Here is a 23,177-nt window from a genome sequence, read left to right on the forward strand (position 1 = left end):
TCTCACGAGGGTGTTCAGTACAAAACGATAAATAATTCATGATACAATGGCTAAATTAAGATTATTCAACAACAGGAAGGTGTTTATAAATGATTACATTGATTGCGACAGATATGGACGGAACACTATTGAATGAACATCAGGAAATCAGTGAAGCGAATAAACAGGCGATCCTCGATGCACAGCAGCAGGGGATTGAAGTCGTTGTTGCTACAGGCAGATCGTATGAAGAAGCACGTTACGTCATCAAGGAAGCCGGAATCTCATGTGAAATCGTCTGTGCCAATGGGGCCGAGGTGCGAAATAAGCAGGGAGAGATCATCTACCAGGCGGGGATTGAATCAGCACGGGCAAAAGAGATTGCTTCTGTCCTGAATGAAACCGGCATTTATTTTGAAATCTATACAGACCGTGGGACGTATACGGAAAATTATGACATGGGAGTCGAGCTGATCGTCGACATTTTTACGACAGCGAACCCAACTGTATCGGAAGAACAGGTAAGGCAGGCGGCGCGGGAACGATTTGAAAAAGGTCATATCAAACTTGTGGAAGATTACGGGGTTCTTTTCGAAGATGATTCACAGCTTGTTTACAAATTCCTTGTTTTCTCTTTTGACGAGAAACAGCTGGCAGAGGCGAACGAGAAACTGAATGAACTGTCAGGCATCGCCGTCAGCTCATCAGGTAAAGAAAATATTGAGGTGAACAGCATAGAAGCCCAAAAAGGGGTCGCTCTTGAAAAATTACTCAAGGACAAAGGATTGTCCCCAGAGAATAGCATGGCCATGGGCGATAATCTGAACGACCTGTCCATGATGAAAGTAGTGGGAAGACCGGTTGCCATGGGAAATGCCCTGGATCAGATTAAAGAATTCTGTCCGTTCATCACAGCAACGAACAAGGAAGACGGTGTGGCCAAGGCGATACAGGAGGCGATCAAACTTCCGGCCAAGTAATGAGAGTGGCATCCGTTGTCCATACTGGTTAAAAAAGTGAGTAAGGGGAGCTGTTGGTATGAAAAGCAAGATAAGTTGGCTCATGTTGTTCATAAGTCAGATCTTACTGCTTAGTGCGTGCTCTTTCGGACAGCGAGAATTGCAACAGGAAGAAAGCAAGTCTGTCACAAAGCCGAGTGTTGAAAGCAAAGTGGTGGCGAAGGATCTCACCATTCCCTGGTCCATCCAGAAGGTTGATGATACTTTCTATATTACACAGCGGACCGGCGGGATCGTGGAAATAACGGAAGGGAAGAAGTCCGTCATAAAAACCAATCTATCCAAGGAACTATCGGGGAGACCTGAAGCCGGGTTATTAGGGTTTGTGCTCCATCCGGATTTTAAACACAACCGGCTGGCTTTTGCCTATTATACGTATGATGACGCGGGTAACCCCTACAACCGGGTTGTTGTACTGAAACGGACAGAAAACCAGTGGTCCGAGGAAAAAATATTAATCGACCGGATCCCGGGCGGTCAGTATCACCAGGGTGGCAGGCTTGAAATCGGTCCCGATCACAAGCTCTACGTTACTACGGGGGATGCCACCAAACAGGATAAAGCTCAGGACCTCACTTATCTGGGAGGGAAAATCCTCCGTATGGACCTGGATGGAAAGATACCGTCCGATAATCCGATTGAAGATTCATATGTTTACAGCTACGGTCACCGGAATCCCCAAGGCCTTGCCTGGAATCAGGATGGAGAGCTTTATGGCACCGAACATGGTCCGAATGGATTTGATGAAATCAATCTGATCAAGGCTGGAAACAATTATGGATGGCCAAAGATCACTGGGGATGAAAAGGGAGAGTCGCTGATTTCACCACTCGCCCATTCAGGGGAACCGTCATGGGCCCCGTCAGGAGCAGACTTCTGGAACGGGGATCTCGTGTTCGCGTCCCTTGCCGGTCAAAGCGTGAAGCGATTTGATACAGAGACTCACATTGTATCAGATCTGCTTACAGGGTTTGGGCGTGTAAGAGATGTGTTGGTTGCAGGGGACACCCTTTACTTTGTGTCCAATAATACGGATGGACGGGGGATTCCCCGTGAGAATGATGATAAGCTTTATGAGGTGGATTTTAAGTCCTTGATGAAGGAAGAATAGAGGATTGGTCCCAAAAAAATAACACGCTGCAATAGCGTGTTTATGAATGTTTATTTTCATCATTGTCTTTATATTTCAAAATCGCAATTACAAACATCCCAAAGCTGAGCATCAGAGATAATACTTCGAATGTATCCATGTATACATCGCCTCCTTACTCTAAGGCTTCCCGGATCCAAGATTGTCCTATACGCTCTATATGATAAAAAAACATGAAACGGTTGTTTCATGTTTTTTTCTATCATCTTGTGAAAATATCCAACACATTTGTCAGAAATACACGTTCATCAATGGCCACGGCAATTCGGGGACAGCCTGTCCCATTGCAGTCCGTGGTTCCTGGCCTGAAATCTGCAATGCTAAGGCCATTCGCATGGCTTCGTTCATGCTGGATACGGATATCACGCCTCTCATACGTGAACAGCCCGGCGATTTCCTCAGCGGCCAAAACGGCAGACAAGTCATGCTGGGGAGTCCCTGGGATTCCTGGTTCAAGCTTCTGGTAAGCTTCGTAATAAAAGTCCAGGATGGGTTTGACGATCTCATCCAATGGCGTTTTGGCCCTAGAATCGATGAAATCAACTTGATCGGGTGTGAGCAATGCCCTCCTTGTGACATTCAATGGAACCACCGTCAGGTTCGGAGCGGTTTTGCATACAATATCTGCAGCAACAGCATCTCCATAAAAGTTCGCTTCCGCTACTTCTGTGACATTTCCGGGGACTAAGAACGCCCCGCCCATGAGATACGTTTCCTTTACAAGGTTCATGACTTCCGGGCTCAGGAGCCAGGCAATCGCGAGTGACGTACATCTTCCCACGTTCACAATCGTGATTTCCCCCGGATGCTTCTTGATGAGTTGGAACAGCTTGCTGAAATTGGTTTTGTCCCCGTATCGCTCTTCAGGAATTGGGGGACTCAATGGACCTAACCCTTCCACCCCGTGAATCTCCGGAAAAAACTCAGGTTCCTCACCATTCAGTGGACCTGTACTTCCGGCAATGACCGGTATCCCTTTTTGACCAGCCAGCTTTACTAGATAGGCTGCATTTCGATAGCTCTTATTCCGGTCTGTATTACCGAAACCGCTGACAATACCCATCACTTCGATATCAGGGTTCTTCAAGGCATAGATCAGTGCGATCGCATCATCTATACCGGTATCTGAAAATAGAATGATTTTTTTAATAGAAAACACCTCCTACTATGATATATGTAGGAGGTGTGGTACATGCCTGTTCGATTGTACTAGAGTCAACGGTTTATATGCTGGAATCTACCAGCATACAGGACGATGCTGATTGTCAGAAACACGAAATTAATCCATTGCTGAGGGTTCATCACGATGAGTGTCATACCGATGCAGCCCAGAAAAATAGCTGTAAATCCACAGATTATTCTCATCTATTACCTCCAACTATTGATCTTTCTTATGAAACGACTTAGATAGAGCATGAATCGCGAGTTCGAGCTGCTCCAATTTCTTCTCAAGCTTAACTAACAGAAAGAGTGTGACGGCAATGGGAAATCCGAAGTTACCAAGTAATTGAACGAATACGGAATACTCCATTAGTGCTCCTCCTTTTGCTATAGGGATGGTTAAGCGAGGTTCAGTGACTTCCCAATGCCTATGGCAATAGCATTTGAAAGTCCCGTGATAAAAGTAGGGTCCTTTAAGAGATTGGCATCATTCACGGTATCAATAAAGAGGTTTTCCAATAGTATTGCAGGCATGGCGGTTTCTCTCAATACGGCAAAGTTCGCTTCCTTCTGTCCCCGGTCCCGAACACCATACCCAGACAGGAAATTCATGATTTCTCCGTGCATAACGTCCTGGCGCCTTCCTGTTTCCGAGGAACTTGTCCCCGGGTAAATGTAGCTTTCAAATCCGGTTCCACCACCGGCATTGTGATGAAGGGATACGAAGTAAGAGGCCCCGATGGCATTAGCAAAGTCTGCACGCTCCGACAGCCCTACATAGATATCCGCGGCTCTCGTTACCCTCACGTCTGCTATATAGTTCGCCTCTATTAATTGCTTTACCTTTAAACCGATTGCTAACGTCAGGTTCTTTTCCTGCAATCCGTTTCCAGACGCGCCGGGATCGGTTCCCCCATGACCTGGATCAAGTACGATGATTGGCATATTGTATCCCCTTTCCAATTATTAAGCCCAGTAATACGATCCAGCACCATACGGGTATTCAATACGGCTGTCATTATGGACGAATGTGGAGTATTTGATTATCCCGCTGAAGCCGCATGTTTTAGCGACATCCGCCACTTGAGACGGCGTCTTTCCTGAGGGGTCGACGTCGGCTGCGATTCCATATGTGTGCATGCTGTTGGAGGCACCACCGACATTGCGGTTGTGGGTGATGCTTCTGAATCCAGAGTTGATGGTCACAGGCGGATTCCCCAGCTTTTTCCTGAGGGCTTCAAGCTTGTACATCAGTCTTCGCACATTTTCCTTGACCTGGGTCGATCCGACATTCCCTCCGGAGAAGCCGCTTCCGTCTTTGGAGTAGAACTCACTGTAGGCGAAGTGGGCAGTCGATCCGTCGCTCGCTTCGAGGGCATTTAACTGGCTGTGAGTCTGGGGTCCGGCAACTCCGTCCGCTGAAAGGCCGTACGCCCGCTGGAATCGTATGACCGCGGCTTCCGTTCCGGGCCCGAATGCCCCGTCTACTGATACATACGTTTTCGAAGGAGAATCCGCTGCCCAACCTGATACTCTGATCTGAAGTTCTTTTACGTCACTGCCTGAATCACCCTGTCGTAATGTTCGTGTCCAATTCATCCAACATCGCTCCCTTTAGTTGTTTAGGCAAAGGGGATGATGAGTGAGAGAGACCATCCCAATCTCTCTTACTCAGTGCTGATTGCCTTACACTGTATAAAGAAGAGTTTGAGGGGGGAATGACAACCCTTTTACGAAAATATAGAAAAAAAGGACAGGCACCCGGATGCAGGCACCTGTCCTTTCATTATTATTTATTCAGGTCGAACAGTCCCGGTACATTATCGAGTGAATAGTCACGGACATACCGGATCAGTCTGATCTTTAGCTCCTGTTCGAGATCATCCCTGTTTTCGAGGCGCGTCAGATACAATGACTTCTTGATCTTAGGCTCGAACGACCGAATGACTTTCGTTTCATATTCCGTGTTGCTTTTCGCTTCTTTCACGAGATCGTATAGAATTCCCATCGTTTAAGATTCTCCTTTTTTTAGAATGGATTTTAATAGATTTAAAGCTTTTCGGTGGGTCTTGGAGACGGCTTGTTGAGATACACCAAGCGTTCTGGCGATTTCCGTATCGGATAATTCCTTTAGATAGGCAAGATCCAGGATATGCTTCTGTCTGTCGGTCAATGTTTTATAGGCACGCAGGAGTGGTTCGTTCTCCAGGCAATCCCCTAAGGTCGAATAATTGGTGAACGGTGCAATATCCGAGGACGGATCCGGAACAAGGTCGATGAAAGATCCGCCTTCTTCAGCCTGGTCATCCAGGGTAAGAGGGTGGCGCTCACTGTATTTCCTTATATGCTTGTCAAAGTTCACGCTGTGATAATAAAGGGATGAACTGACGTAAGAGGTAAACCGGATATCGAAATAATGGGCTTTGAAAGCTTCGTTTAAATGTTCTTCCTTATGTGCACTGGGGTGACGTAAAAATTCTTCCACTAACTTCTGATTCTCTCCTTGACTGATGAAAGACTTAACGGCTTTATTATGTTTGAGATGAGGATAATGACGATAAAACTCTTTCACTAATGTGTCCATTTTTTCACCACCAATAGAACGTATGTTCGATTTTAAAGTAAAAAAAAGAGGAGAAAAACTCTCTCGGCTTTTACTTTATAAAGAAGCGGATCGTCCCTTTTCCACAACCTTCTTCTTTTATATCGTTCCATAGTACTATCTATTAAATCATATATTACAGAATGAGGTAAGTGATGAATGCACTAATTTTCCCTAATATCAGGTAGATTTGTGATTGATAGAGGGGTTGAAGGGTATTTTATCTAATATAGTATACAATGGTTCATTCTTTTGAAGGGAAGTGATACTGTGCGTAGTAAATGGATGTTCGCATTTTTACTCGTTCCTGTGTTATTAAACGGATGTGCTTCTGAAGAGCCAAAAGAGGAACAGGATTCTACTGAAGTCAACTCCGATGTACCTCAAGACCAGCCCGCAAACAAGATGGATGTTCTGGCCAACGATGAAAAAATCATAGAGATGTTAAAGAAGACCGGAGTCATATCGGAAGATGCTTCACATGAAGAAATTGAAAAGGCACTGCAAAAATACCTCCAGGATAAAAACAGTGACCAGCTCAGCAATGAAAAAGAAAAGCAAAAGTATATTGATGAGATCAAAAAGAAAATCCAAGAGGGCAGTTAATGGGGCAAGGGTATATACCCTGCCCTTATTTGTGATTGGTCAGCGCATCACGCTACCCCCTGAAATCTTAACCGATTCCCCGACAATGTTTTCGGCAGCATCGCTTAAAAGATAGACAATGGTGTTCGCAACCTCGACCGGGGATGTTAGTTTACCTGAAGGAATGCTGTCCTTGGCGACTTCCAACTGCTTCTCATAGCTTCGCCCTTCCCGTTCCCCTTTGGATTTAATGGCGTTACGTCCCATCTCCGTATCGACATATCCAGGGCAGATGGCGTTCACCCTGATCTTATGCTCAATTGCTTCATGGGCAAAGGCCTGGGTGAATCCTGTCACCGCAAATTTCGACGCGCTGTACGCACTGTTTCCGTGGGTGCCCCTCAGTCCTGAAAGGGAAGAGATATTGACGATCGCTCCTTTTTGATTGTCCTTCATTTGGTGGTAGACAGCCTGGGTAAGCTTGACGAGGGAGAAATAGTTGAGCTCCATGATGCTGCGGAGATCTTCTTCAGACAAGTTCTCCACCATATCTCCGCCGCCGATCCCGGCTGAATTCACGAGACCCGTAATGGGACCGTGATGCTTCGTTGCTGCTGACAGAAGTTGTTCACGGTCTTCATTGCTCGTAAGATCCGCTTTATACAGGAAGACTTGACTCGGATTCCCACACTCTGCCTTCAATTTTTTAAGCTTTTCTTCATTTCGTCCCGTAATGGTCACACGGGCACCCGCCTGAACCGCTACCTTCGCGGTTTCATAACCGATGCCGCCTGTGGCACCAGTGATAAGGATGTGATGATCTTTCAACGTATTTTCGTGAAAAAGGAAACTCATTACTGTACCTCCTTGTGATGGATAGTTGGTTTTACCCGTTGGGGGGAGGTGGGAAACGGAATGCGGGGGTTTTTGATAATAAGTTGGGTGGAATTGAAAATAAGTGCTTACGAGACTTCATTCCAACCCGAAAAAAAAGACCCCAAATCAATAGTTGGAGTCCCTTTTACATAGATTATCTTTACTGTTTCCCAATCCCATCCACAATCATCCTCACCGTCATCTCGATCTCCTTCTCATCATCCCAATCGGCTTCAGGAAGGAAAAGATACCGGACAAGGAGCAATCCGAAGATGCTGGACGCTGAAAATCGTACGACTGCGTGTGAGGGCATGTCGATGATCTGTCCTTTTTCTTTATAATGATCAACGAGCTTCACGAATTTCTCGAATACTTTTTCGCCGATATGCTCCCGGAACTGCTCTTTCAGCTCGGGATGAAAGGGGATTTCCTGTATCAAAATCTTAAAAGCGGTCATGTTCTCTTTCAAAAATTCCTGCCGGTTCAAAATCATCGCTTTCAGGAAATCTTCATACCGTTCGTATTTTGCATCGAGAACCTTATTGAGGTCGCGGATGACAAATGGTGCGATCAGTTTAGCCATCGTAGGGGATACAATTGAAAGAAGCAGTTCCTTCTTCGTCTTGTAGTGCCGGAAGATGGTGCCTTCTGCGACGCCGGCCTTTTTGGCGATTTGACTGGTAGAGGTGGAGGCATAGCCTTTTTCCGCAAACATTTCGATGGCTGCCTCCACGATTTTCTGCTGCTTATCCGTCAGATTTTCTTCCTGGTCGAATAACTGTTTGAATATATTCTTTTCCTCAGACATTTTTAAACCCCTAACTTGTCGTTCATTCCTACCCTATATTTTACGGTATTTTCGGAGGGCTGCAACATTCAGGACGATGAAGAGTAGAGAAAAGCCGATCAGGACTGATAAATTAAAGAGTAAATCTTCGAATGCATAGCCCCGTATCATGATATCCCTTAATGCGTCGGCCGCATAATAGAGCGGGGTGAAAGGTCCGATCCAGCTCAGCCACTCAGATATGGTATCCAAATTGAATAGTCCCGAGAAGAATATCTGTGGAACGACGACAATCGGAATGAACTGCATCATCTGTAATTCATTTTTAGCAAAAGCGGACAGCAATATTCCAAGAGTAAGTGCGGTGAATGATAAGGAAACGATGATGATCAAGACGTTGAAGAAGCTGCCTTTCATCATCATATCCAGAACGTAGATCGAGTACCATGAAATCAAGGATGCTTGTAAGAGGGTCACGATTCCAAACCCGATCACGTAACTGACGACCATTTCCCAGATTTTAATCGGAGAAGCAAGCAGTCTCTCCAATGTTCCCGTTGTTCTTTCTCTTAAAAAAGATACCCCGCTGATTAAAAAGACGAAGAAAAAGACAAAAAATCCAAGTAGTACCGGTCCGAATGAATCGAACATCTCCATGTCCTTACTTCCGTGCACATACTTTACTTCATCAGAAAGGTTCTGTGAATCAGAAGGGAACAATGTCTGAATCTTTTTCATGACGGCCCCATTGACGGTAGGGTCACTGCCTTCAATGGTAATGGACGGTGAGGTGGGGTCTTCGAATGAGATATAGCCATCGAGCTCTCCACTTTTTACGTCCTTCAATGCCTGTTCGGGATCAGTGTAGGATTGGAAATCCTGTGTATCGAATTTTGCCTCCAGCTGCTGTGGAAGGTCCACTATGGCTACCTTGGCATCATAGTCCTTAGAGTTGAACACTAGGGAAAGCATGCTGAGTATAAGTAGCGGAGCCAGGAACATCAGTGCCAACGTCCGTTTATCACGGAGAAGCTGCTGAAGGATACGGACGACGAATCCTCTAATTCTCAATGGAAACACCTCCATTTTTCAAAAAGACATCTTCAATGGAAGAGACGCCATACGTTTCTTTAATGGCATCAGGGGTGTCGCTTGAAATGATTTCCCCGTGTTGCAACAGGCCGAGTTGGTCGCATCTTTCTGCCTCATCCATGACGTGGGTCGTAATGATCAGGGTCCTGCCTTCCTCTTTCAGCCGATGGAAGCTATCCCAGATGTCTTTCCGTAAGACAGGATCAATCCCGACAGTCGGTTCATCGAGGAACAGGACTTCAGGTTCGTGGAGGAGGGCGATGGCAAGGGATAATCGTCGTTTCATCCCTCCCGAATACTGATGGACCGGTTTATTGAGGTGTTCCAACAGATCGACTGTCGTCATCACCTTTTCGATTTGTTCTTTCCGTTTGGCCTTTTTTAATCCGTAGAGGGAAGCCATGAAAGATAAGTTTTCTTTTGCCGTTAATTCATCGTACAAGGCATCGGATTGAGCCATGTATCCGATGGCCGGGTACAGCTCACTCGCTTTCAGCTTGTTTCCTTTATAGGTGACACTGCCGGATGACGGCGTTTCAAGTCCGATCATCAGCTTGATTAACGTCGTTTTCCCAGACCCGGAAGGACCTAATAAACCATAGATATTTCCTTTTGGGATGTTGAGGGAAACGTTTTTGAGCACTTCCTGAGAGCCGAATGATTTCGATAGATTCTTTAGTTGGAGAATGGAATCCATATGAATCACACCTTTCCAAATAATGAGTGATTACTCACTTATACTATAATTTATGTACGGTCTTTTGTAAAGTGAGTAATCACTCACTACAATATATTCTCCAAATTCATTTATAGAAGAGGACAATAAAAAAAGAGCTTGAGCCATTGGCTCAAACTCTTTTCAAAAGATTATTTCACGTTGTCATTTTCCCATTGATAGCTCCAGAATCGTTCGACGGTCACCCATCTTAGCGCTTCGGGATCATTCTGCTGGATGCCTTTTTCAAGGTCTTTCAGCATCCAGGCTGTTTGAGAGATATGTGCCTTCATAGCGCCGATTTTCTGATCTTTCACCGGTCTGATATCGACGAGGACATCGGGCTTGCCCAGCTCTTCTTCACAATTCTTCGAAAATGCCAGGCAGTGCAGCTTCGGTCTTGATGCCTTCGGGAGGCGACGGACCGCACGTACGACGGCTCTTGCGGTAGCTTCGTGATCCGGATGGACAGAGTAGTCAGGGTAGAATGTGATGATGAGGGACGGATTTAATTCTTCGATTAGCTCCGTCACCATATTCGAAAGCTTTTCATCATTTTCAAATTCAAGGGTCTTATCCCGGTAGCCCATCATGCGCAGATCCTGGATCCCCATCACATCGGCAGCTTTTTGCAGCTCTTTTTTCCGGATTAAAGGGAGGGACTCCCTGGTCGCAAAGGGGGGATTCCCTAAGTTTCTTCCCATTTCCCCTAATGTGAGGCATGCATAGGTGACCGGCGTTCCATTGTTTACATGCGTGGAAATCGTCCCTGATACACCGAATGCTTCATCATCCGGGTGAGGAAAGATGACAAGTACCTGTCTTTCTTTTTCCATTTTTGACCTCTCCTTTTATATATAAAGTTCAAGTAGTTTAATTGAAAGGTTTCGGACTGATTTCAAGTGCGACGGCGAGCTTCCCGTCCCCGCCATGTCCTGCAAGGAGCAGGCGGCCGTGTTCATCAAGTTCATAATGAGTCAGTCCTTCGGCATAAATCCAGCCGAGTTCGATCTTCAAACCGACACGGTAAGGTCCGTCCCCGATGATTTTTCCGTGCTCATAGTTGACTTTCGCGTTGCGGATATATGCCCCCGCCGAGAAGAAGCCCTCATTGAAGTGGGATGCATAGGCCCCGTTGGTGGTTTCTAAATGTATATAAACGTCCTGACGTGCAAGCTGGGTGATGATACCCTGCACATCGGCAATCTTGATCGGTTCCATTCTTTTTCCTCCTTAAGTACAGAAAAGACTCATAACCATTATGTACTATCTTACTAAAATTCATGAGTGAATGCGAAAAGTATGATTGAGGAGGAGAGGTCCGTCCCTCCAAAAAAAGGTGCCAGGCACGAAAGGATTCATTCGTGCCTGGCACTACTTGGCCGGGGGATTATTTTTCGAATCGGTTGTAGGCTCCGTGCATGACGGGTCCTACGTATTCGTTCAGTTTGAAGCCGTGTTTGATGGCGGCTGTGACGAATGTTTTGGCGTTTTGTACCGCTTCTTTCACTTCTTGTCCGTTGGCAAGGTTGGCGGTGATCGCTGCGGCGAATGTACACCCTGCCCCGTGATTATAGGACGTTTCTACTTTTTCTTCTTCCAGGAGGGTGAATTCATTTCCGTCATAAAATAAATCAAGAGCTTTGTCGTGTTGTAATTGCTTTCCGCCCTTGATGACGACGTTTTTCGCGCCAAGATCGTGAATCTTCCTGGCTGCTTCTTTCATCTCTTCAATCGTTTTGATCGGACCCGTCTGGGCAAGCTGACCCGCTTCAAACAGGTTAGGTGTTACGACAGTCGCACGCTGCAAGAGATGTTCCCTCATGGCGTCAGTGGTTTCAGGGTGTAGGACTTCATCCTCACCTTTACATACCATGACGGGGTCGATGACCACTTTATTTAACCCGAATGCATCGATCTTTTTCGCTGCCAGCTCGATGATTTCAACAGTGCCGAGCATCCCAGTCTTCATAGCATCGATCCCGACAGACAGGACCGTTTCCAGTTGTGCTTCAAGTGTATCGATGGACAATGGATGAACGTTGTGATGCCAGTGGTTGTTTGGGTCCATGGTCACCACGGTCGTGAGGGCAGTCATTCCGTATACACCGTGCTCCTGGAATGTTTTAAGATCGGCCTGGATCCCTGCGCCTCCGCTCGTATCGGAACCGGCAATCGTTAGTGTTTTCATTAATGTCATGGTTGCATTCCTCCTATGAAAATAGCTCGTAAAAGTCTGACTAAAGAATATAATATCGACGGGGTAATTACAAATCCTTTTGAGTTTGTATGACGGGAAGTAGACAGCATTGCGATTGAGGCTGGGCATTTATAGCTGCCGATCACCGCATCAGGCATGGTGGCCGTACTTATCCGTTTGAGAGATCAGGCGATGTCCCAGAGCTGATTAAATAGACGGAAAAACTCCGCTTAATTCGCCATGAATAGTAAAAAAGGCTGAAATAAGCGGAAGCATTCCGTCTATTGACTAAAAAAATACAAAAACTAGTGATTTTCCTGTACATAAGCGGAAAACCTCTGCTTATGTACCTCAAAACAAGTTCCATTCTCGAGATAACAGGAAAAACTCCGCTTATTTTACTTCGCTGGTTCCTCAATAAAGAAACTCGCCAAATTTACTACGGCGAGTTTTACTTTCTTATACCAATGATGTTTTAAAAAATTCACTTCAAAAGGACTTGATAAACTTAGAAAGGCTTGGCATTATTATCCGTTGCTTCCTTGGAAGCGACGATGACAAGCTTTCCTTTATCCAGTTCTTCTTCATAGGCATCGGCTTCTGCCTGATTCATGCCGACAGACTTCATTTTCGAGCGCAGTTCATCTCCGCGGCTGTTAAACATATTCCCCATGGATTCAAGGATACCCTGTTCCTTTATTCCAGTGGATTCTGTCCCGGTTGCTTCGGTAATGTGTTTAGAGCGGTGTTTGTCATGTGCGAATACGTAAATGTCATCTTTCGTGTAACCTTCGCTTGTGAACATTTCGATTTCTTTTTTTGCTTCTACCGCGTTTTCAGCTGTCTGGACTTTATACATGTTCAATACCCTCCAGTTTTTTGTCTTGCCCTTTCTTTTCCCGTTTATTCCATTTTGAAACTTTCCATAAAATAGAAACTCTTTCCAGCAGAATAATTGTTTCCAAGATTCTACATTATTTCCTATAATAGAAGAGAGGAAGGTGGAAGAAATGACAAGTCAATACAAAAGAATACAGGAAATGGAAGCGATTTTGGCAGATTTAAAAGCAACCGAAAGAGAAACAAGTGCCTCATTGGCGATTGACAATAGAAGCAGTAGACGGTGGAATGTGACAAGAAACATTGTGACAATGTGGAAAAAGAGAGTGGGACTGATCCTTCTGGTAGTCGCACTATTGGCGGGAGGAGCATCTATCGGGATATATTCGTGGTTATCCGGTTCGACTTTCACAGAAGAAAAAGGTTCCTTTGTCGAACGGATCCAGGATATGAGCTCATTGGCTACGGCCCAAGGGTTCGTGAAGGCCGTGATCGAGCAGGAGGATAATCAATTATTCGGTAAAGAAATCAATGCGAATCTGCCCGGAACGAAACGGAAGCTTCTGATGGTTGTTCCCGGAACGGTCCTTGCGGGGGTCGATTTACAAGGGATTGATGAGAAGGATATAGTAGTGGATGATGAAAAGAAAAAAATCACACTCACCCTGCCCCGCGCAGAGATCCTTCAAGAGCCGTCGATCGATACGGACAACATAAAGACGTTTTCGGTTGAAGGCATCTTCAGGAACGATGTGGATTGGAATGAAGGGTTCGCCCTTGCAGAAGTCGCTAAGGATCAAATCAGTCAGGAAGCGATCGAACAGGGCATTCTTCAGGCAGCGGAGAAGAACGCTGAAAAGTCGTTGAAGGGTTTCTTTGAACAAATCGGATACGACGTGACGATTGATTTCCGTAACTAGAAAGGGTGTCTCTTAGTGTCGGCAATTTTTCAAAATGATTGGGCACATATATTGGAAGATGAACTTCAAAAAGAATACTATCAGCATTTAAGAGAATGGTTGAAAGGGGAATATGAAACAAACACCACATACCCTGATATGCATGACATTTTCAACGCGTTTCACTACACGGCGTATGAGGATGTCAAGGTTGTCCTGCTTGGCCAGGATCCCTATCATGGCCCACATCAGGCAGAAGGACTGAGCTTTTCAGTGAAAAAAGGGGTGAAGATCCCTCCTTCATTGCGAAATATGTACAAAGAGCTTCAAGAAGACCTTGGATGTGCGGTTCCCTCTCATGGTTCATTGGTGAAATGGGCGGAACAGGGTGTCCTTTTGTTGAATACGGTCCTGACCGTGCAGGATGGCAAGGCCCACTCCCATAAAGGGAAAGGGTGGGAGCGTTTCACCGACCACGTCATTTCTGTATTGAATGAGCGAGAGAAGCCGATGGTGTTTATACTTTGGGGGAAGCCTGCCCAATCGAAGCAGTCCCTCATCGATTCATCCAGGCATTGTGTTGTGTCTGCACCACACCCGAGTCCTTTATCGGCCCACCGGGGATTCTTCGGAAGCAGACCTTTTTCGAAAAGTAATGCGTTCCTCCATGAAGCTGGAATGGACGAGATCGACTGGTGCATAGAATAGAAATGTTTCACGTGAAACACTCGGGGGGAGGATGCCGCATGAAAAAAGAAGAACGGATCAACTGCTTTCAATGTCACTATTTCTATACGACGTGGGAACAGGCTCATCCCAGAGGGTGCAAAGGGTACGGGTTCAAAACGAAAGCAATGCCTTCACTGGTGGTATTTCAATCTTCGGGAAGTCCCTGTATGAAATTCAAGGCAAAACAAAGATGATATTTGCGAAATCCTTCAATAAGAATTAGGATAAAGACGTACATACTGTATGAGATACCTTGTGGAAGGAGTCAACAAGAGTGAATATCCCACATCAAACATTAATCAAGAAAATCGAACATGAACTCGGAAAGGCGAAGGCTGCAGAAAAGTCCCAGCAGATCCGTGAACATGTGTATTCAATAAAAGCCCTGTGCGAAGTATTGCTTGAGGAAAACAATGGGTCATCTGTCCAACCGACCTATTCAGGGCCCCAGCAAACCTACTTCCAGGAACCCCAGCAGGTTCAGAAACCCGTCACCATCCAAAAGGAAGAGCCTCTTGAAACGGATGACGGAGCCAATGGCAATTCATTATTTGACTTTTAAACAAACGTAGGAGGTTCACCATGAAAACATTTATCATTATCGGTGCCATCAATGCCTTTTTATCCGTTGCACTGGGAGCGTTCGGTGCTCACGCATTGGAAGGGAAGATTTCACAGAAATACATTGATACATGGAATACAGGCGTTCTCTATCAAATGTTCCATGCGATCGGGATCATCATCGTCGGGGTGTTGATGGGAAATGTAACACCTACATCCCTGCTTTCCTGGTCAGGATGGCTGATGCTGATCGGTACGATTCTCTTCTCAGGAAGTCTATATGTACTGAGTCTTTCCGGCATTAAGGTGCTCGGGGCGATTACACCCCTGGGTGGAGTAAGTTTCCTCGCTGCCTGGATCCTTCTCGTCATATTTGCGGCAAAAACATTATAAACATGAAAATACCCTGTAAGGAAGTCAGCTTCCTCACAGGGTATTTTTTTAACGTTGGGAGTAACCTTGCATCGAACCACCTGCACCATATGGGTACTCATATTCAATTTCTTCATCGAATGTAATGTAATCTAAGTAAATCATCGGAATGAGGTACCGTGTCCCGGTTTGTGGATCGCTCAGGATCAGATGATCCCGTCCAGCGGCTTCAATGATCCCCTTGAATACCTTGGCATTCCATTCCTTGTTGTTCTCGAATGTCGTGTACACCGTCGCTACTTTTCCTTTGTTCAACCGAAGAATATTTTCAATGTACGATTCTTCTATCGGAAGCATCCCCGGGACATTTTGAGAAGGTGCTGGAGCATTTGTCGGTGAAGGGATCGAATAATTCCCGCCACCACCTTGCTGTTGGGGATAATACTGTCCTTGACCTTGACCACCACCGTAATACTGACCATAAGGATTATAGGCAGATTGATTATACCCTTGCATATAAGGGTTTGATTGTTGGTTCGCCAAACCGAATACCTCCTTTGAATGAAATTAATATACTTTCGGACAATCACCTTTAGTGGGTTGATAGAAACAGTGGGATTTGAATCGTCCCGCATTGGACTGGTTATACCACTCGGCCGGGCAATTGCCCGCAGGCTTAAAGAACCAAAGGGAATACGAAGCAGGGTGGTACCTGCTGCCCTTGATGGTCTTCCGCGCCAAATCGATTTCCTTTTGCCGCGCCCGTTGATAAAAGTATCCTTTCTGGGTTGCTTCGAATCCACCTGGACTTTGAAATACCATATCCTGAAGATTCGCCAACTTCTTGAAGTCAAGGCAATCGGACCGAACGCGATTCACCCCGACGTTCCCGACCATCAGCATTCCTTGCTGTCCCTCACCCTCGGCTTCAGCCCTCATCAGTCGAGCCAGGAGCTTTACTTCCTTCTCGTTATAAGGAATAACACCCATCTTCCCACCTCACTTTAGAAGATGCTATGTCTCACTATTTGATGTTTATGTAGGGGGGGAATAATATATTCTTGTGTTTTTGGAGAAGCAGGGGGAATGTACTCTTAAGATGAGTGGTTGTTTAATGATTGGACCATTCCTTTCCGCTCCAGGCCCAAGATTCCCGAGGAGGCTCACCGCCAGCCCCGCGGAAAGCGAGCACATGGAGCGGAAATCAACCAGCTCCTATCTAATAAAAAAACGACAAGCCAAAGGGACTTGTCGTTTTTCGTATGGTTAGTTCACATGAAGGAATTTCGCAATGTTTTCTTCTTTTAACAGGTTTCCTACGTAGAAGGTACCGAATTCACCGTAGCGGGCGCTTACTTCATCAAAACGCATTTCGTATACGAGCTTTTTGAATTGAAGCACATCATCGGCGAACAGGGTGACGCCCCATTCGTAATCATCAAAGCCAACAGAACCTGTAATGATCTGTTTCACTTTTCCTGCATATTGGCGACCGATCATCCCGTGACTTCTCATCATGTCACGACGCTCTTCCATCGGAAGCATATACCAGTTATCATTGCCCTGGCGACGCTTGTCCATCGGATAGAAGCAGATATGGTTCGCTTTCGGCAGGATCGGATAGATGCGTTCCTGTACGTACGGATTCTCGTAAGGGTCGCCCTCTGAAGGCATGTAGTTACCCAGTTCCACAACAGAAACATATGAGAATGTCGGGATCGTGAATTCAGCGATTTTCAGCTTGTTGAATTCATTTTCCAACTCATTTAATTCTTCCATTGTCGGACGAAGGATCATTGTCATGAAGTCCGCTTTCTGCCCGACGATCGTGTAGAGGGCATGACTTCCTTCCTTTGCATCCTGCGTACTGTTCAATCGATCTAAAAATCCGTGGAATTCTGCAATCGCAGAGTCTCTTTCTTCACTCGGAAGCATCTTCCATGAAGTCCAGTCCATCGCGCGAAAATCATGCAGGGAATACCAACCATCTAATGTTTGTGCCGGTTCTGCCAACGTAATCACTCCTTAAAGTACTATTTCCAACTTTACTATATCATAGTTTGACCTTAGAGTAAGATTACAAAACCCAATGTCGCTAAAATGGCACAAATCGTGGATAGACCGGGGAATTCTGGAACAGACTATCCTAGGTAGCATGCTTAGGATGGTGAAGGAACGGGTAAAAGAGAAAAGGAATTATTAGAAAACAAAGACTTTTCGTGTGTAACCGATATCATTTCTCCTTTTCCTTGAATTCCTATATGAGAAGAGTATTCTAAGATTGGATATGTATAAATCAAGGAGGTTCCTCTATTGAGCAACTTATTTACCACATTAACAGATAAAGTAAAAGGCAAAGAGTTAAAGATCGTATTCCCTGAGGGGACAGACGAACGTATTCTGACAGCAGCATCCCGTTTGGCAAGCGACGGCATCTTGACACCGATCGTAGTCGGAAACGTGGATGAAGTAAATACAAAAGCGGATCAGCTTGGTGTGAAGCTTGACGGATGTGATGTTGTCGATCCGGCATCATTCCCTGGAATGGACGAGCTTGTGAAAGCATTCGTAGAACGCCGTAAAGGAAAAGCGTCTGAAGAAGACGCAAAGAAAATCCTCCTGGACGGAAACTACTTCGGGACGATGCTTGTCTACACGGGACAGGCTCATGGTCTTGTAAGCGGAGCAGCTCATTCAACAGCTGATACCGTTCGCCCGGCGTTACAAATCATTAAAACAAAAGAAGGCGTCCGTAAAACATCAGGTGTATTCATCATGGTACGCGAAGACGAGAAATATGTATTTGCTGACTGTGCCATCAACATCTCACCTGACAGCCAGGACTTAGCCGAAATCGCGATCGAAAGCGCAAAGACGGCCGAAATGTTCGACATCGACCCACGCGTTGCGATGTTGAGCTTCTCTACAAAAGGTTCAGCCAAATCACCAGAAACGGAAAAAGTTGTTGAAGCCGTTTCTGTCGCAAAAGAAAAAGCACCGGAACTGACGGTCGACGGAGAATTCCAATTCGACGCTGCCTTCGTTCCATCGGTTGCAGAGAAAAAAGCACCTGGTGCCGACATCCAAGGTAATGCCAACGTATTCGTATTCCCAAGCCTTGAAGCTGGAAACATCGGATACAAAATCGCTCAACGCCTAGGGAATTTCGAAGCAGTAGGCCCGATCCTTCAAGGATTGAACGCTCCTGTGAACGATCTTTCTCGCGGATGTAACGAAGAAGATGTGTATAAGCTTGCGTTGATTACGGCGGCTCAGGCGCTGTAATTAAATAGCATGTAATGGAAAGCCGGATCCTTTTGGAGGTCCGGCTTTTTTGTTTGACTGTTAAAGTTCATTCTATTTTTGACAGGTAAAGAATGATGGACATTCAGCTGTCAAAATGAATGCCCTTTTTAACAGGCAAACCAAAAACGAACCCTTGATTGTCCCCCCTTTTTTAGCAAACTCCATTCATATGGTATAATGAGCTCGCATGTTGTCAGTGAAGGAGAAGCGTTATGGATAAAGAAAAAGCATATGCACTGCTTCGTCAAGATCGATGGAGAGTGATTGATCAATCAAGTTTAGGACCGATGTTCGGGGCCTTGCAGTCGTTCGCCATGGATGACACATTATGCACGGTGATCGGAGCAGGCCAGTCAGACCCGACGGCACGCTCGTGGGTCCATCATCAAACGGTCGTGTTGGGTATACAGGATACAAAGCTGCCGTTTCTTTCGGATGCCCTGGAGGTGTTGGAAGAAGCGGGCTATCAATATATTGTGCGAAACTCGGGTGGATTAGCAGTGGTATTGGATGAAGGGGTTTTGAACCTATCATTGGTGTTCCCGGATTCAGAAAAGGGCATAGACATTAACCGGGGCTACGATGCCATGTGGTTACTCGTTCAGGATATGTTCAAGGATTTCGACGTGGAGATCGAAGCGAAGGAAATTACACAGTCGTACTGTCCGGGAAGCTATGACCTCAGCATCAATGATCAGAAGTTTGCCGGGATCTCCCAGCGGAGGATCCGGAACGGGGTAGCCGTTCAGGTATACCTCTGCGTGGACGGAAGCGGCTCTGAACGGGCGAAGCTGATTCAGCGTTTTTATGAGATAGGATTGAAGGATGCGACGACGAAATTTACGTTCCCTGACATTGAGCCTGAAGTGATGGCCTCTTTATCGGAGCTCCTGGGAGTCGAATTATCGATACAAGACGTCATGCTGCGATTCCTGCAGTCGTTGAAAGAGTTCAGCGGTGAGTTTTATAGCAGCGCCCTTCAAGGGGAAGAGTATGGGATGTACGAAACGTATTATCAGCGGGTCGTGGATCGGAATGAGAAAGTGTTGGGATAAATGGGAGAGCTGGACTTCGGTGTGGATCGGGGTCTGGTTTTTTGTTGGTTAAAATTGGTAAAATACGCAAAAAAGTAGATAATGACGCAATTATGGTTGATTTTGACGCAATAAATTCAGAAATGACGCAATCACCCCGGATTTTGACGCAATAAATTCAGAAATGACGCAATCGTGAGGATACACGCCCCTCCTTGAACCCAATACCCACTCTATATCAGCACAAACCAGGTTTAGATAACAGTTTTTAACCAAAATGAACAAACTTTAAGTTTTGTAGAAAGAGATTCTTGGTTAATCCCAATAAAAAACCAGCACGCCCACAGGCGCACTGGTTGGGAATCCATCTATTCAGCCACTTTTTCTAAATTACCGTTACGATCCATTTTAAAACGGGGTGCCTTTGACTCGTCTTCATCGAACACGACGAGCTTTCTGGCACGATTCATGATCTGCATCAATGTTTCGTAGTCTTCCTGCATCGTGACGGAATTGTTTTCAAGGGCTTTGACTTTCTTCTCGAGCTCGGCGTTTTCCTTCCGGATATCGGAAATTTCCTGCCTCAATCGTTGATTTTCAATCTTTACGTAGTCTGAGTTCATGTTGGTTTGGGCCAGATTCTGCAGGAAGGCGATCACTTTCTCGAGTGTGACTTCCCCTTTTAATGCCGATGGCTTCACCACATGATTAGCTGCAGGAGCCTGTTGCGCCACATAGACTTGTTCCTCACTTGCTTCCACCTCATAGTTCTGCTGCGGTTGTTCGGTTTCTTTCCCCAGCTGTTCCGTTTCCGGTACGTAGTTTTCGTACTCGGCGGCGAATTCCAGTTCTTCTTCAGCTTCAGACATTGATAGAGACATAGCATCTAAATCTTCAAATGAAGGGGTAGGTGGCTGATATAATAGCTTTTTCTTGCCGCCTTGATCTTTGCCGAGAATGCGATGGCGCTGCTTACGCTGTTTTTTTGCTAGTTGAAGAGCTTTCTCGTACTGGTGGCGAACGACGGCGTTCCAGCGGAATCCACATGCGGCGGACGTGCGGTTCAGCTTGTCTCCGACTTCTTCAAAGGCATTTAATTGTGTACTGCCTTCACGGACATGTCGCAGGACCGTTTCGGCCAATAATAGATCATTTTCTTCTGTCCAGGCATCCTGTCTTGTTTTCATCATCATTTCATCTCAACTCCCAAAGTTTTCTTAAAGTATTCGTTGATAAAAGGATGGACCATTTTCACCGTTTTTATACGAATATGCTAAAATTATTTTCTGTCTGCTAGTTTCGTTGTATCGGTGGGCTTTTGAGGAGCTGGAAATGATGTGTTCTTGCAATACATGACAGAAAACTGTATTCTATAAATCGATGTTTACGATGAATAAAATCCATTTCAATAGATAGAAAGGGTTGTGGACAGATGGCAAACGAATTTCGTGTTTGCGATGATTGTCAGGCCGTTAACTTAAAGACCTTGATTCCAAAATTAAAAGAAATCGACCCGGATGCACCGATCGACATTGCGTGCCAATCCTATTGTGGTCCAGGGCGCAAGAAAACATTCGCATTTGTGAATAATCGTCCTGTAGCGGCGTTGACAGAAGAAGAGCTCATGGAAAAAGTAATCAAGAAAATAAAGAAATAAAGAAAACTTCCACCTGAGGGAGTTTTTTCTTTTCTTTTGAAAAAAATAAAGGTTTGCGCCCTTAAGGAAAAGGAAACTAGTTAAGGGGTAGAGAATTAATTGAGGAGAGGTTTTTTGTCAAGCGTCCAACTTTTTTTGAAGAAATCGGAACGCTTGGGACTGATCATTCAGAAGCCAAACACCTATTTTTTTCGACAAAATTCGAGATGAAGACCAGGACGTAAGTCGCTATAATAGAAATATGCTAGTTTAGGAAGAGGGTAGAAGATGGAGTATGCCAAGCAGAAATTACATGAAGAAAAAGTATTTAAAGACCCTGTTCACCGCTATGTTCATGTAAAAGATCGCGTGATTTGGGATTTGATCGGGACAAAAGAGTTTCAGCGACTCCGCCGGATCAGGCAGCTCGGGACCACCTATCTGACCTTTCACGGGGCTGAGCACAGCCGTTTCAACCATTCTCTTGGCGTATATGAGATCATCCGCCGGATCGTGGACGATGTCTTCGCAGGAAGGCCGGAGTGGAATCAGGATGAACGGTTATTGTCGTTATGCGCGGCGTTATTGCACGATCTCGGGCACGGGCCTTTTTCCCATTCCTTTGAAAAGGTGTTCCACCTCGATCATGAGCACTTCACACAAGCCATCATCCTGGGAGATACCGAGGTGAATGCGGTTCTAAGCAAGGTCGCTCCGGAATTTCCGAAGCATGTGGCGGAAGTGATTGCGAAGACGTACAGTAACAAGTTGGTCGTCAGTCTGATATCAAGCCAAATCGACGCCGACCGCATGGATTATTTGCAACGTGATGCCTATTTTACAGGGGTAAGTTACGGTCATTTCGACATGGAGAGGATCCTTCGAGTCATGAGGCCGCGTGAAGATCAGGTTGTCATCAAGCAAAGCGGGATGCACGCCGTGGAAGATTACATCATGAGCCGTTATCAGATGTACTGGCAGGTGTACTTCCATCCGGTGACGAGAAGTGCAGAAGTGATCCTGACGAAGATTCTACATAGGGCGAAGGAGCTTCATGAAGAGTTTTACTCCTTCAAGCAAAGCCCGATCCATTTCTACTCCCTATTTGAGGGTGAAGTGTCGCTTCAGGACTATTTAAAGCTGGATGAAGCGGTCATCATGTATTATTTTCAAATTTGGCAGGAAGAAGAAGATCCGATATTACGGGACTTGTGCGAGAGGTTCATGAACAGGAATCTCTTCAAGTACGTCGAGTTCGATCCTGCGAAGGAGTACAAGAAGCACAGTGAGCTTGAAGCCCTCTTTAAAAAGGCGGGGATTGATCCCGATTACTACCTGGTGGTGGACTCATCTTCAGACCTTCCTTACGATTTCTACAGGCCGGGCGAGGAAGAGGAACGGCTCCCGATTCATTTGTTAATGAAGAATGAGGAGCTTCGTGAATTGTCCAGGCAGTCGGACATCGTGGATTCCATCTCCGGAAAGCGCCGGACCGACCACAAATTATACTATCCAGTGGATTTACTATATGACGAATCGACGAAGAAGAATATTAAGAGACAAATAAGGAAGATTCTAGAACTGACATAAATGACACTACAGCCAATGAGGATCTGACATATGCGATACTAGGA

General features: G+C 45.6%; 32 protein-coding genes. 12 read left to right on the forward strand and 20 right to left on the reverse strand.

Features of this window, described 5'->3' with window-relative positions; translation table 11 throughout:
- Positions 1 to 89: 89 nt before the first annotated feature.
- Both SLH55_RS18265 and SLH55_RS18270 read left to right on the forward strand, forming a co-directional pair.
- Positions 90 to 959, forward strand: a complete 870-nt coding sequence (locus SLH55_RS18265) for a Cof-type HAD-IIB family hydrolase (protein WP_219169588.1) — start codon at positions 90 to 92, stop codon at positions 957 to 959.
- A 58-nt stretch (positions 960 to 1,017) separates the two neighbouring features.
- Positions 1,018 to 2,109, forward strand: a complete 1,092-nt coding sequence (locus tag SLH55_RS18270; RefSeq protein ID WP_320324206.1) for a PQQ-dependent sugar dehydrogenase — start codon at positions 1,018 to 1,020, stop codon at positions 2,107 to 2,109.
- 40 nt (positions 2,110 to 2,149) lie between these two features.
- Here the strand turns inward: SLH55_RS18270 and SLH55_RS18275 are convergent, their stop codons facing one another.
- From SLH55_RS18275 to SLH55_RS18310, 8 genes are all read right to left on the reverse strand, one after another.
- Positions 2,150 to 2,248: a putative holin-like toxin gene (locus tag SLH55_RS18275; protein WP_224944134.1), complete on the reverse strand. Its 99-nt coding sequence runs from the start codon at positions 2,246 to 2,248 to the stop codon at positions 2,150 to 2,152.
- A gap of 102 nt (positions 2,249 to 2,350) precedes the next feature.
- On the reverse strand, positions 2,351 to 3,307 hold the full coding sequence (locus SLH55_RS18280; protein WP_320324207.1) for a nucleoside hydrolase: 957 nt from the start codon (positions 3,305 to 3,307) through the stop codon (positions 2,351 to 2,353).
- A 56-nt stretch (positions 3,308 to 3,363) separates the two neighbouring features.
- A complete protein-coding gene (locus SLH55_RS18285) occupies positions 3,364 to 3,513 on the reverse strand; it encodes a hypothetical protein (protein WP_320324208.1) in 150 nt (49 codons plus the stop codon).
- Positions 3,514 to 3,526: 13 nt separating this feature from the next.
- A complete protein-coding gene (locus SLH55_RS18290) occupies positions 3,527 to 3,679 on the reverse strand; it encodes a YvrJ family protein (protein WP_226675483.1) in 153 nt (50 codons plus the stop codon).
- Positions 3,680 to 3,708: 29 nt separating this feature from the next.
- Positions 3,709 to 4,254 (reverse strand): N-acetylmuramoyl-L-alanine amidase, encoded by a 546-nt coding sequence (locus SLH55_RS18295; RefSeq protein ID WP_320324209.1) that lies wholly within the window; start codon positions 4,252 to 4,254, stop codon positions 3,709 to 3,711.
- Between the two features lie 21 nt (positions 4,255 to 4,275).
- Positions 4,276 to 4,908 carry a D-Ala-D-Ala carboxypeptidase family metallohydrolase gene (locus SLH55_RS18300; RefSeq protein ID WP_320324210.1) on the reverse strand — a complete coding sequence of 211 codons (633 nt, stop codon included), beginning with the start codon at positions 4,906 to 4,908 and terminating at the stop codon, positions 4,276 to 4,278.
- A 190-nt stretch (positions 4,909 to 5,098) separates the two neighbouring features.
- On the reverse strand, positions 5,099 to 5,317 hold the full coding sequence (locus tag SLH55_RS18305; protein ID WP_226675486.1) for a hypothetical protein: 219 nt from the start codon (positions 5,315 to 5,317) through the stop codon (positions 5,099 to 5,101).
- Positions 5,318 to 5,320: 3 nt separating this feature from the next.
- The gene (locus SLH55_RS18310; protein WP_320324211.1) at positions 5,321 to 5,893 is read right to left on the reverse strand and encodes a sigma-70 family RNA polymerase sigma factor; all 573 of its coding nucleotides are present in this window, start codon (positions 5,891 to 5,893) and stop codon (positions 5,321 to 5,323) included.
- A gap of 288 nt (positions 5,894 to 6,181) precedes the next feature.
- Between SLH55_RS18310 and SLH55_RS18315 the strand changes: the two genes are divergently transcribed.
- On the forward strand, positions 6,182 to 6,517 hold the full coding sequence (locus tag SLH55_RS18315; protein ID WP_219169580.1) for a hypothetical protein: 336 nt from the start codon (positions 6,182 to 6,184) through the stop codon (positions 6,515 to 6,517).
- A gap of 39 nt (positions 6,518 to 6,556) precedes the next feature.
- Here SLH55_RS18315 and SLH55_RS18320 read toward each other — a convergent pair whose 3' ends face one another.
- From SLH55_RS18320 to SLH55_RS18355, 8 genes are all read right to left on the reverse strand, one after another.
- The gene (locus SLH55_RS18320) at positions 6,557 to 7,351 is read right to left on the reverse strand and encodes an SDR family NAD(P)-dependent oxidoreductase (protein WP_219169578.1); all 795 of its coding nucleotides are present in this window, start codon (positions 7,349 to 7,351) and stop codon (positions 6,557 to 6,559) included.
- A 181-nt stretch (positions 7,352 to 7,532) separates the two neighbouring features.
- A complete protein-coding gene (locus tag SLH55_RS18325; RefSeq protein WP_219169576.1) occupies positions 7,533 to 8,180 on the reverse strand; it encodes a TetR/AcrR family transcriptional regulator in 648 nt (215 codons plus the stop codon).
- Between the two features lie 33 nt (positions 8,181 to 8,213).
- Positions 8,214 to 9,230, reverse strand: coding sequence for an ABC transporter permease (locus SLH55_RS18330; RefSeq protein WP_219169574.1), 1,017 nt, complete (start codon positions 9,228 to 9,230; stop codon positions 8,214 to 8,216).
- Positions 9,220 to 9,948, reverse strand: a complete 729-nt coding sequence (locus SLH55_RS18335; RefSeq protein WP_219169572.1) for an ABC transporter ATP-binding protein — start codon at positions 9,946 to 9,948, stop codon at positions 9,220 to 9,222. Before SLH55_RS18335 ends, SLH55_RS18330 begins: the two co-directional genes overlap by 11 nt.
- Positions 9,949 to 10,118: 170 nt before the next feature.
- The gene (bshB2, locus tag SLH55_RS18340) at positions 10,119 to 10,802 is read right to left on the reverse strand and encodes a bacillithiol biosynthesis deacetylase BshB2 (protein WP_320324212.1); all 684 of its coding nucleotides are present in this window, start codon (positions 10,800 to 10,802) and stop codon (positions 10,119 to 10,121) included.
- A gap of 37 nt (positions 10,803 to 10,839) precedes the next feature.
- Complete coding sequence (locus SLH55_RS18345) at positions 10,840 to 11,187, reverse strand: YojF family protein (protein WP_320324213.1); 348 nt, start codon at positions 11,185 to 11,187, stop codon at positions 10,840 to 10,842.
- A gap of 169 nt (positions 11,188 to 11,356) precedes the next feature.
- Complete coding sequence (pdxK, locus tag SLH55_RS18350) at positions 11,357 to 12,166, reverse strand: pyridoxine/pyridoxal/pyridoxamine kinase (RefSeq protein WP_320324214.1); 810 nt, start codon at positions 12,164 to 12,166, stop codon at positions 11,357 to 11,359.
- A gap of 508 nt (positions 12,167 to 12,674) precedes the next feature.
- Positions 12,675 to 13,025 (reverse strand): general stress protein, encoded by a 351-nt coding sequence (locus SLH55_RS18355; protein WP_320324215.1) that lies wholly within the window; start codon positions 13,023 to 13,025, stop codon positions 12,675 to 12,677.
- 151 nt (positions 13,026 to 13,176) lie between these two features.
- Here SLH55_RS18355 and SLH55_RS18360 point away from each other — a divergent pair, with 151 nt between their 5' ends.
- From SLH55_RS18360 to SLH55_RS18380, 5 genes are all read left to right on the forward strand, one after another.
- Positions 13,177 to 13,926: a DUF4230 domain-containing protein gene (locus SLH55_RS18360; protein ID WP_320324216.1), complete on the forward strand. Its 750-nt coding sequence runs from the start codon at positions 13,177 to 13,179 to the stop codon at positions 13,924 to 13,926.
- A 15-nt stretch (positions 13,927 to 13,941) separates the two neighbouring features.
- Positions 13,942 to 14,613, forward strand: coding sequence for a uracil-DNA glycosylase (locus SLH55_RS18365; protein ID WP_320324217.1), 672 nt, complete (start codon positions 13,942 to 13,944; stop codon positions 14,611 to 14,613).
- 38 nt (positions 14,614 to 14,651) lie between these two features.
- Positions 14,652 to 14,828 carry a uracil-DNA glycosylase gene (locus SLH55_RS18370; RefSeq protein ID WP_226675506.1) on the forward strand — a complete coding sequence of 59 codons (177 nt, stop codon included), beginning with the start codon at positions 14,652 to 14,654 and terminating at the stop codon, positions 14,826 to 14,828.
- Positions 14,829 to 14,908: 80 nt separating this feature from the next.
- The gene (locus SLH55_RS18375; protein ID WP_320324218.1) at positions 14,909 to 15,196 is read left to right on the forward strand and encodes a YwdI family protein; all 288 of its coding nucleotides are present in this window, start codon (positions 14,909 to 14,911) and stop codon (positions 15,194 to 15,196) included.
- Between the two features lie 20 nt (positions 15,197 to 15,216).
- Positions 15,217 to 15,588: a DUF423 domain-containing protein gene (locus tag SLH55_RS18380; protein ID WP_226675509.1), complete on the forward strand. Its 372-nt coding sequence runs from the start codon at positions 15,217 to 15,219 to the stop codon at positions 15,586 to 15,588.
- A 48-nt stretch (positions 15,589 to 15,636) separates the two neighbouring features.
- Here SLH55_RS18380 and gerQ read toward each other — a convergent pair whose 3' ends face one another.
- The 3 genes from gerQ to hemQ all read right to left on the reverse strand — a co-directional run bounded on the left by gerQ (position 15,637) and on the right by hemQ (position 17,580).
- The gene (gene gerQ / locus SLH55_RS18385) at positions 15,637 to 16,083 is read right to left on the reverse strand and encodes a spore coat protein GerQ (protein WP_219169624.1); all 447 of its coding nucleotides are present in this window, start codon (positions 16,081 to 16,083) and stop codon (positions 15,637 to 15,639) included.
- A gap of 51 nt (positions 16,084 to 16,134) precedes the next feature.
- On the reverse strand, positions 16,135 to 16,557 hold the full coding sequence (locus SLH55_RS18390; protein WP_219169550.1) for a cell wall hydrolase: 423 nt from the start codon (positions 16,555 to 16,557) through the stop codon (positions 16,135 to 16,137).
- A gap of 276 nt (positions 16,558 to 16,833) precedes the next feature.
- Complete coding sequence (gene hemQ / locus SLH55_RS18395) at positions 16,834 to 17,580, reverse strand: hydrogen peroxide-dependent heme synthase (protein ID WP_219169548.1); 747 nt, start codon at positions 17,578 to 17,580, stop codon at positions 16,834 to 16,836.
- 300 nt (positions 17,581 to 17,880) lie between these two features.
- On the opposite strand from hemQ, the gene pta reads away from it, so the two are divergent.
- Positions 17,881 to 18,852 (forward strand): phosphate acetyltransferase, encoded by a 972-nt coding sequence (pta, locus tag SLH55_RS18400; protein WP_219169546.1) that lies wholly within the window; start codon positions 17,881 to 17,883, stop codon positions 18,850 to 18,852.
- A gap of 233 nt (positions 18,853 to 19,085) precedes the next feature.
- Complete coding sequence (locus SLH55_RS18405; RefSeq protein WP_320324219.1) at positions 19,086 to 19,928, forward strand: lipoate--protein ligase family protein; 843 nt, start codon at positions 19,086 to 19,088, stop codon at positions 19,926 to 19,928.
- A gap of 347 nt (positions 19,929 to 20,275) precedes the next feature.
- Here SLH55_RS18405 and SLH55_RS18410 read toward each other — a convergent pair whose 3' ends face one another.
- Positions 20,276 to 21,094, reverse strand: a complete 819-nt coding sequence (locus SLH55_RS18410) for an RsfA family transcriptional regulator (protein WP_320324223.1) — start codon at positions 21,092 to 21,094, stop codon at positions 20,276 to 20,278.
- Between the two features lie 245 nt (positions 21,095 to 21,339).
- Here SLH55_RS18410 and SLH55_RS18415 point away from each other — a divergent pair, with 245 nt between their 5' ends.
- A complete protein-coding gene (locus tag SLH55_RS18415; RefSeq protein ID WP_034765044.1) occupies positions 21,340 to 21,564 on the forward strand; it encodes a DUF1450 domain-containing protein in 225 nt (74 codons plus the stop codon).
- 267 nt (positions 21,565 to 21,831) lie between these two features.
- Positions 21,832 to 23,133: an HD domain-containing protein gene (locus tag SLH55_RS18420; protein WP_320324220.1), complete on the forward strand. Its 1,302-nt coding sequence runs from the start codon at positions 21,832 to 21,834 to the stop codon at positions 23,131 to 23,133.
- Positions 23,134 to 23,177: the final 44 nt, after the last annotated feature.

Origin of the sequence: Rossellomorea sp. YZS02, assembly GCF_033963925.1 — a bacterium.
Lineage (GTDB): Bacteria > Bacillota > Bacilli > Bacillales > Bacillaceae_B > Rossellomorea.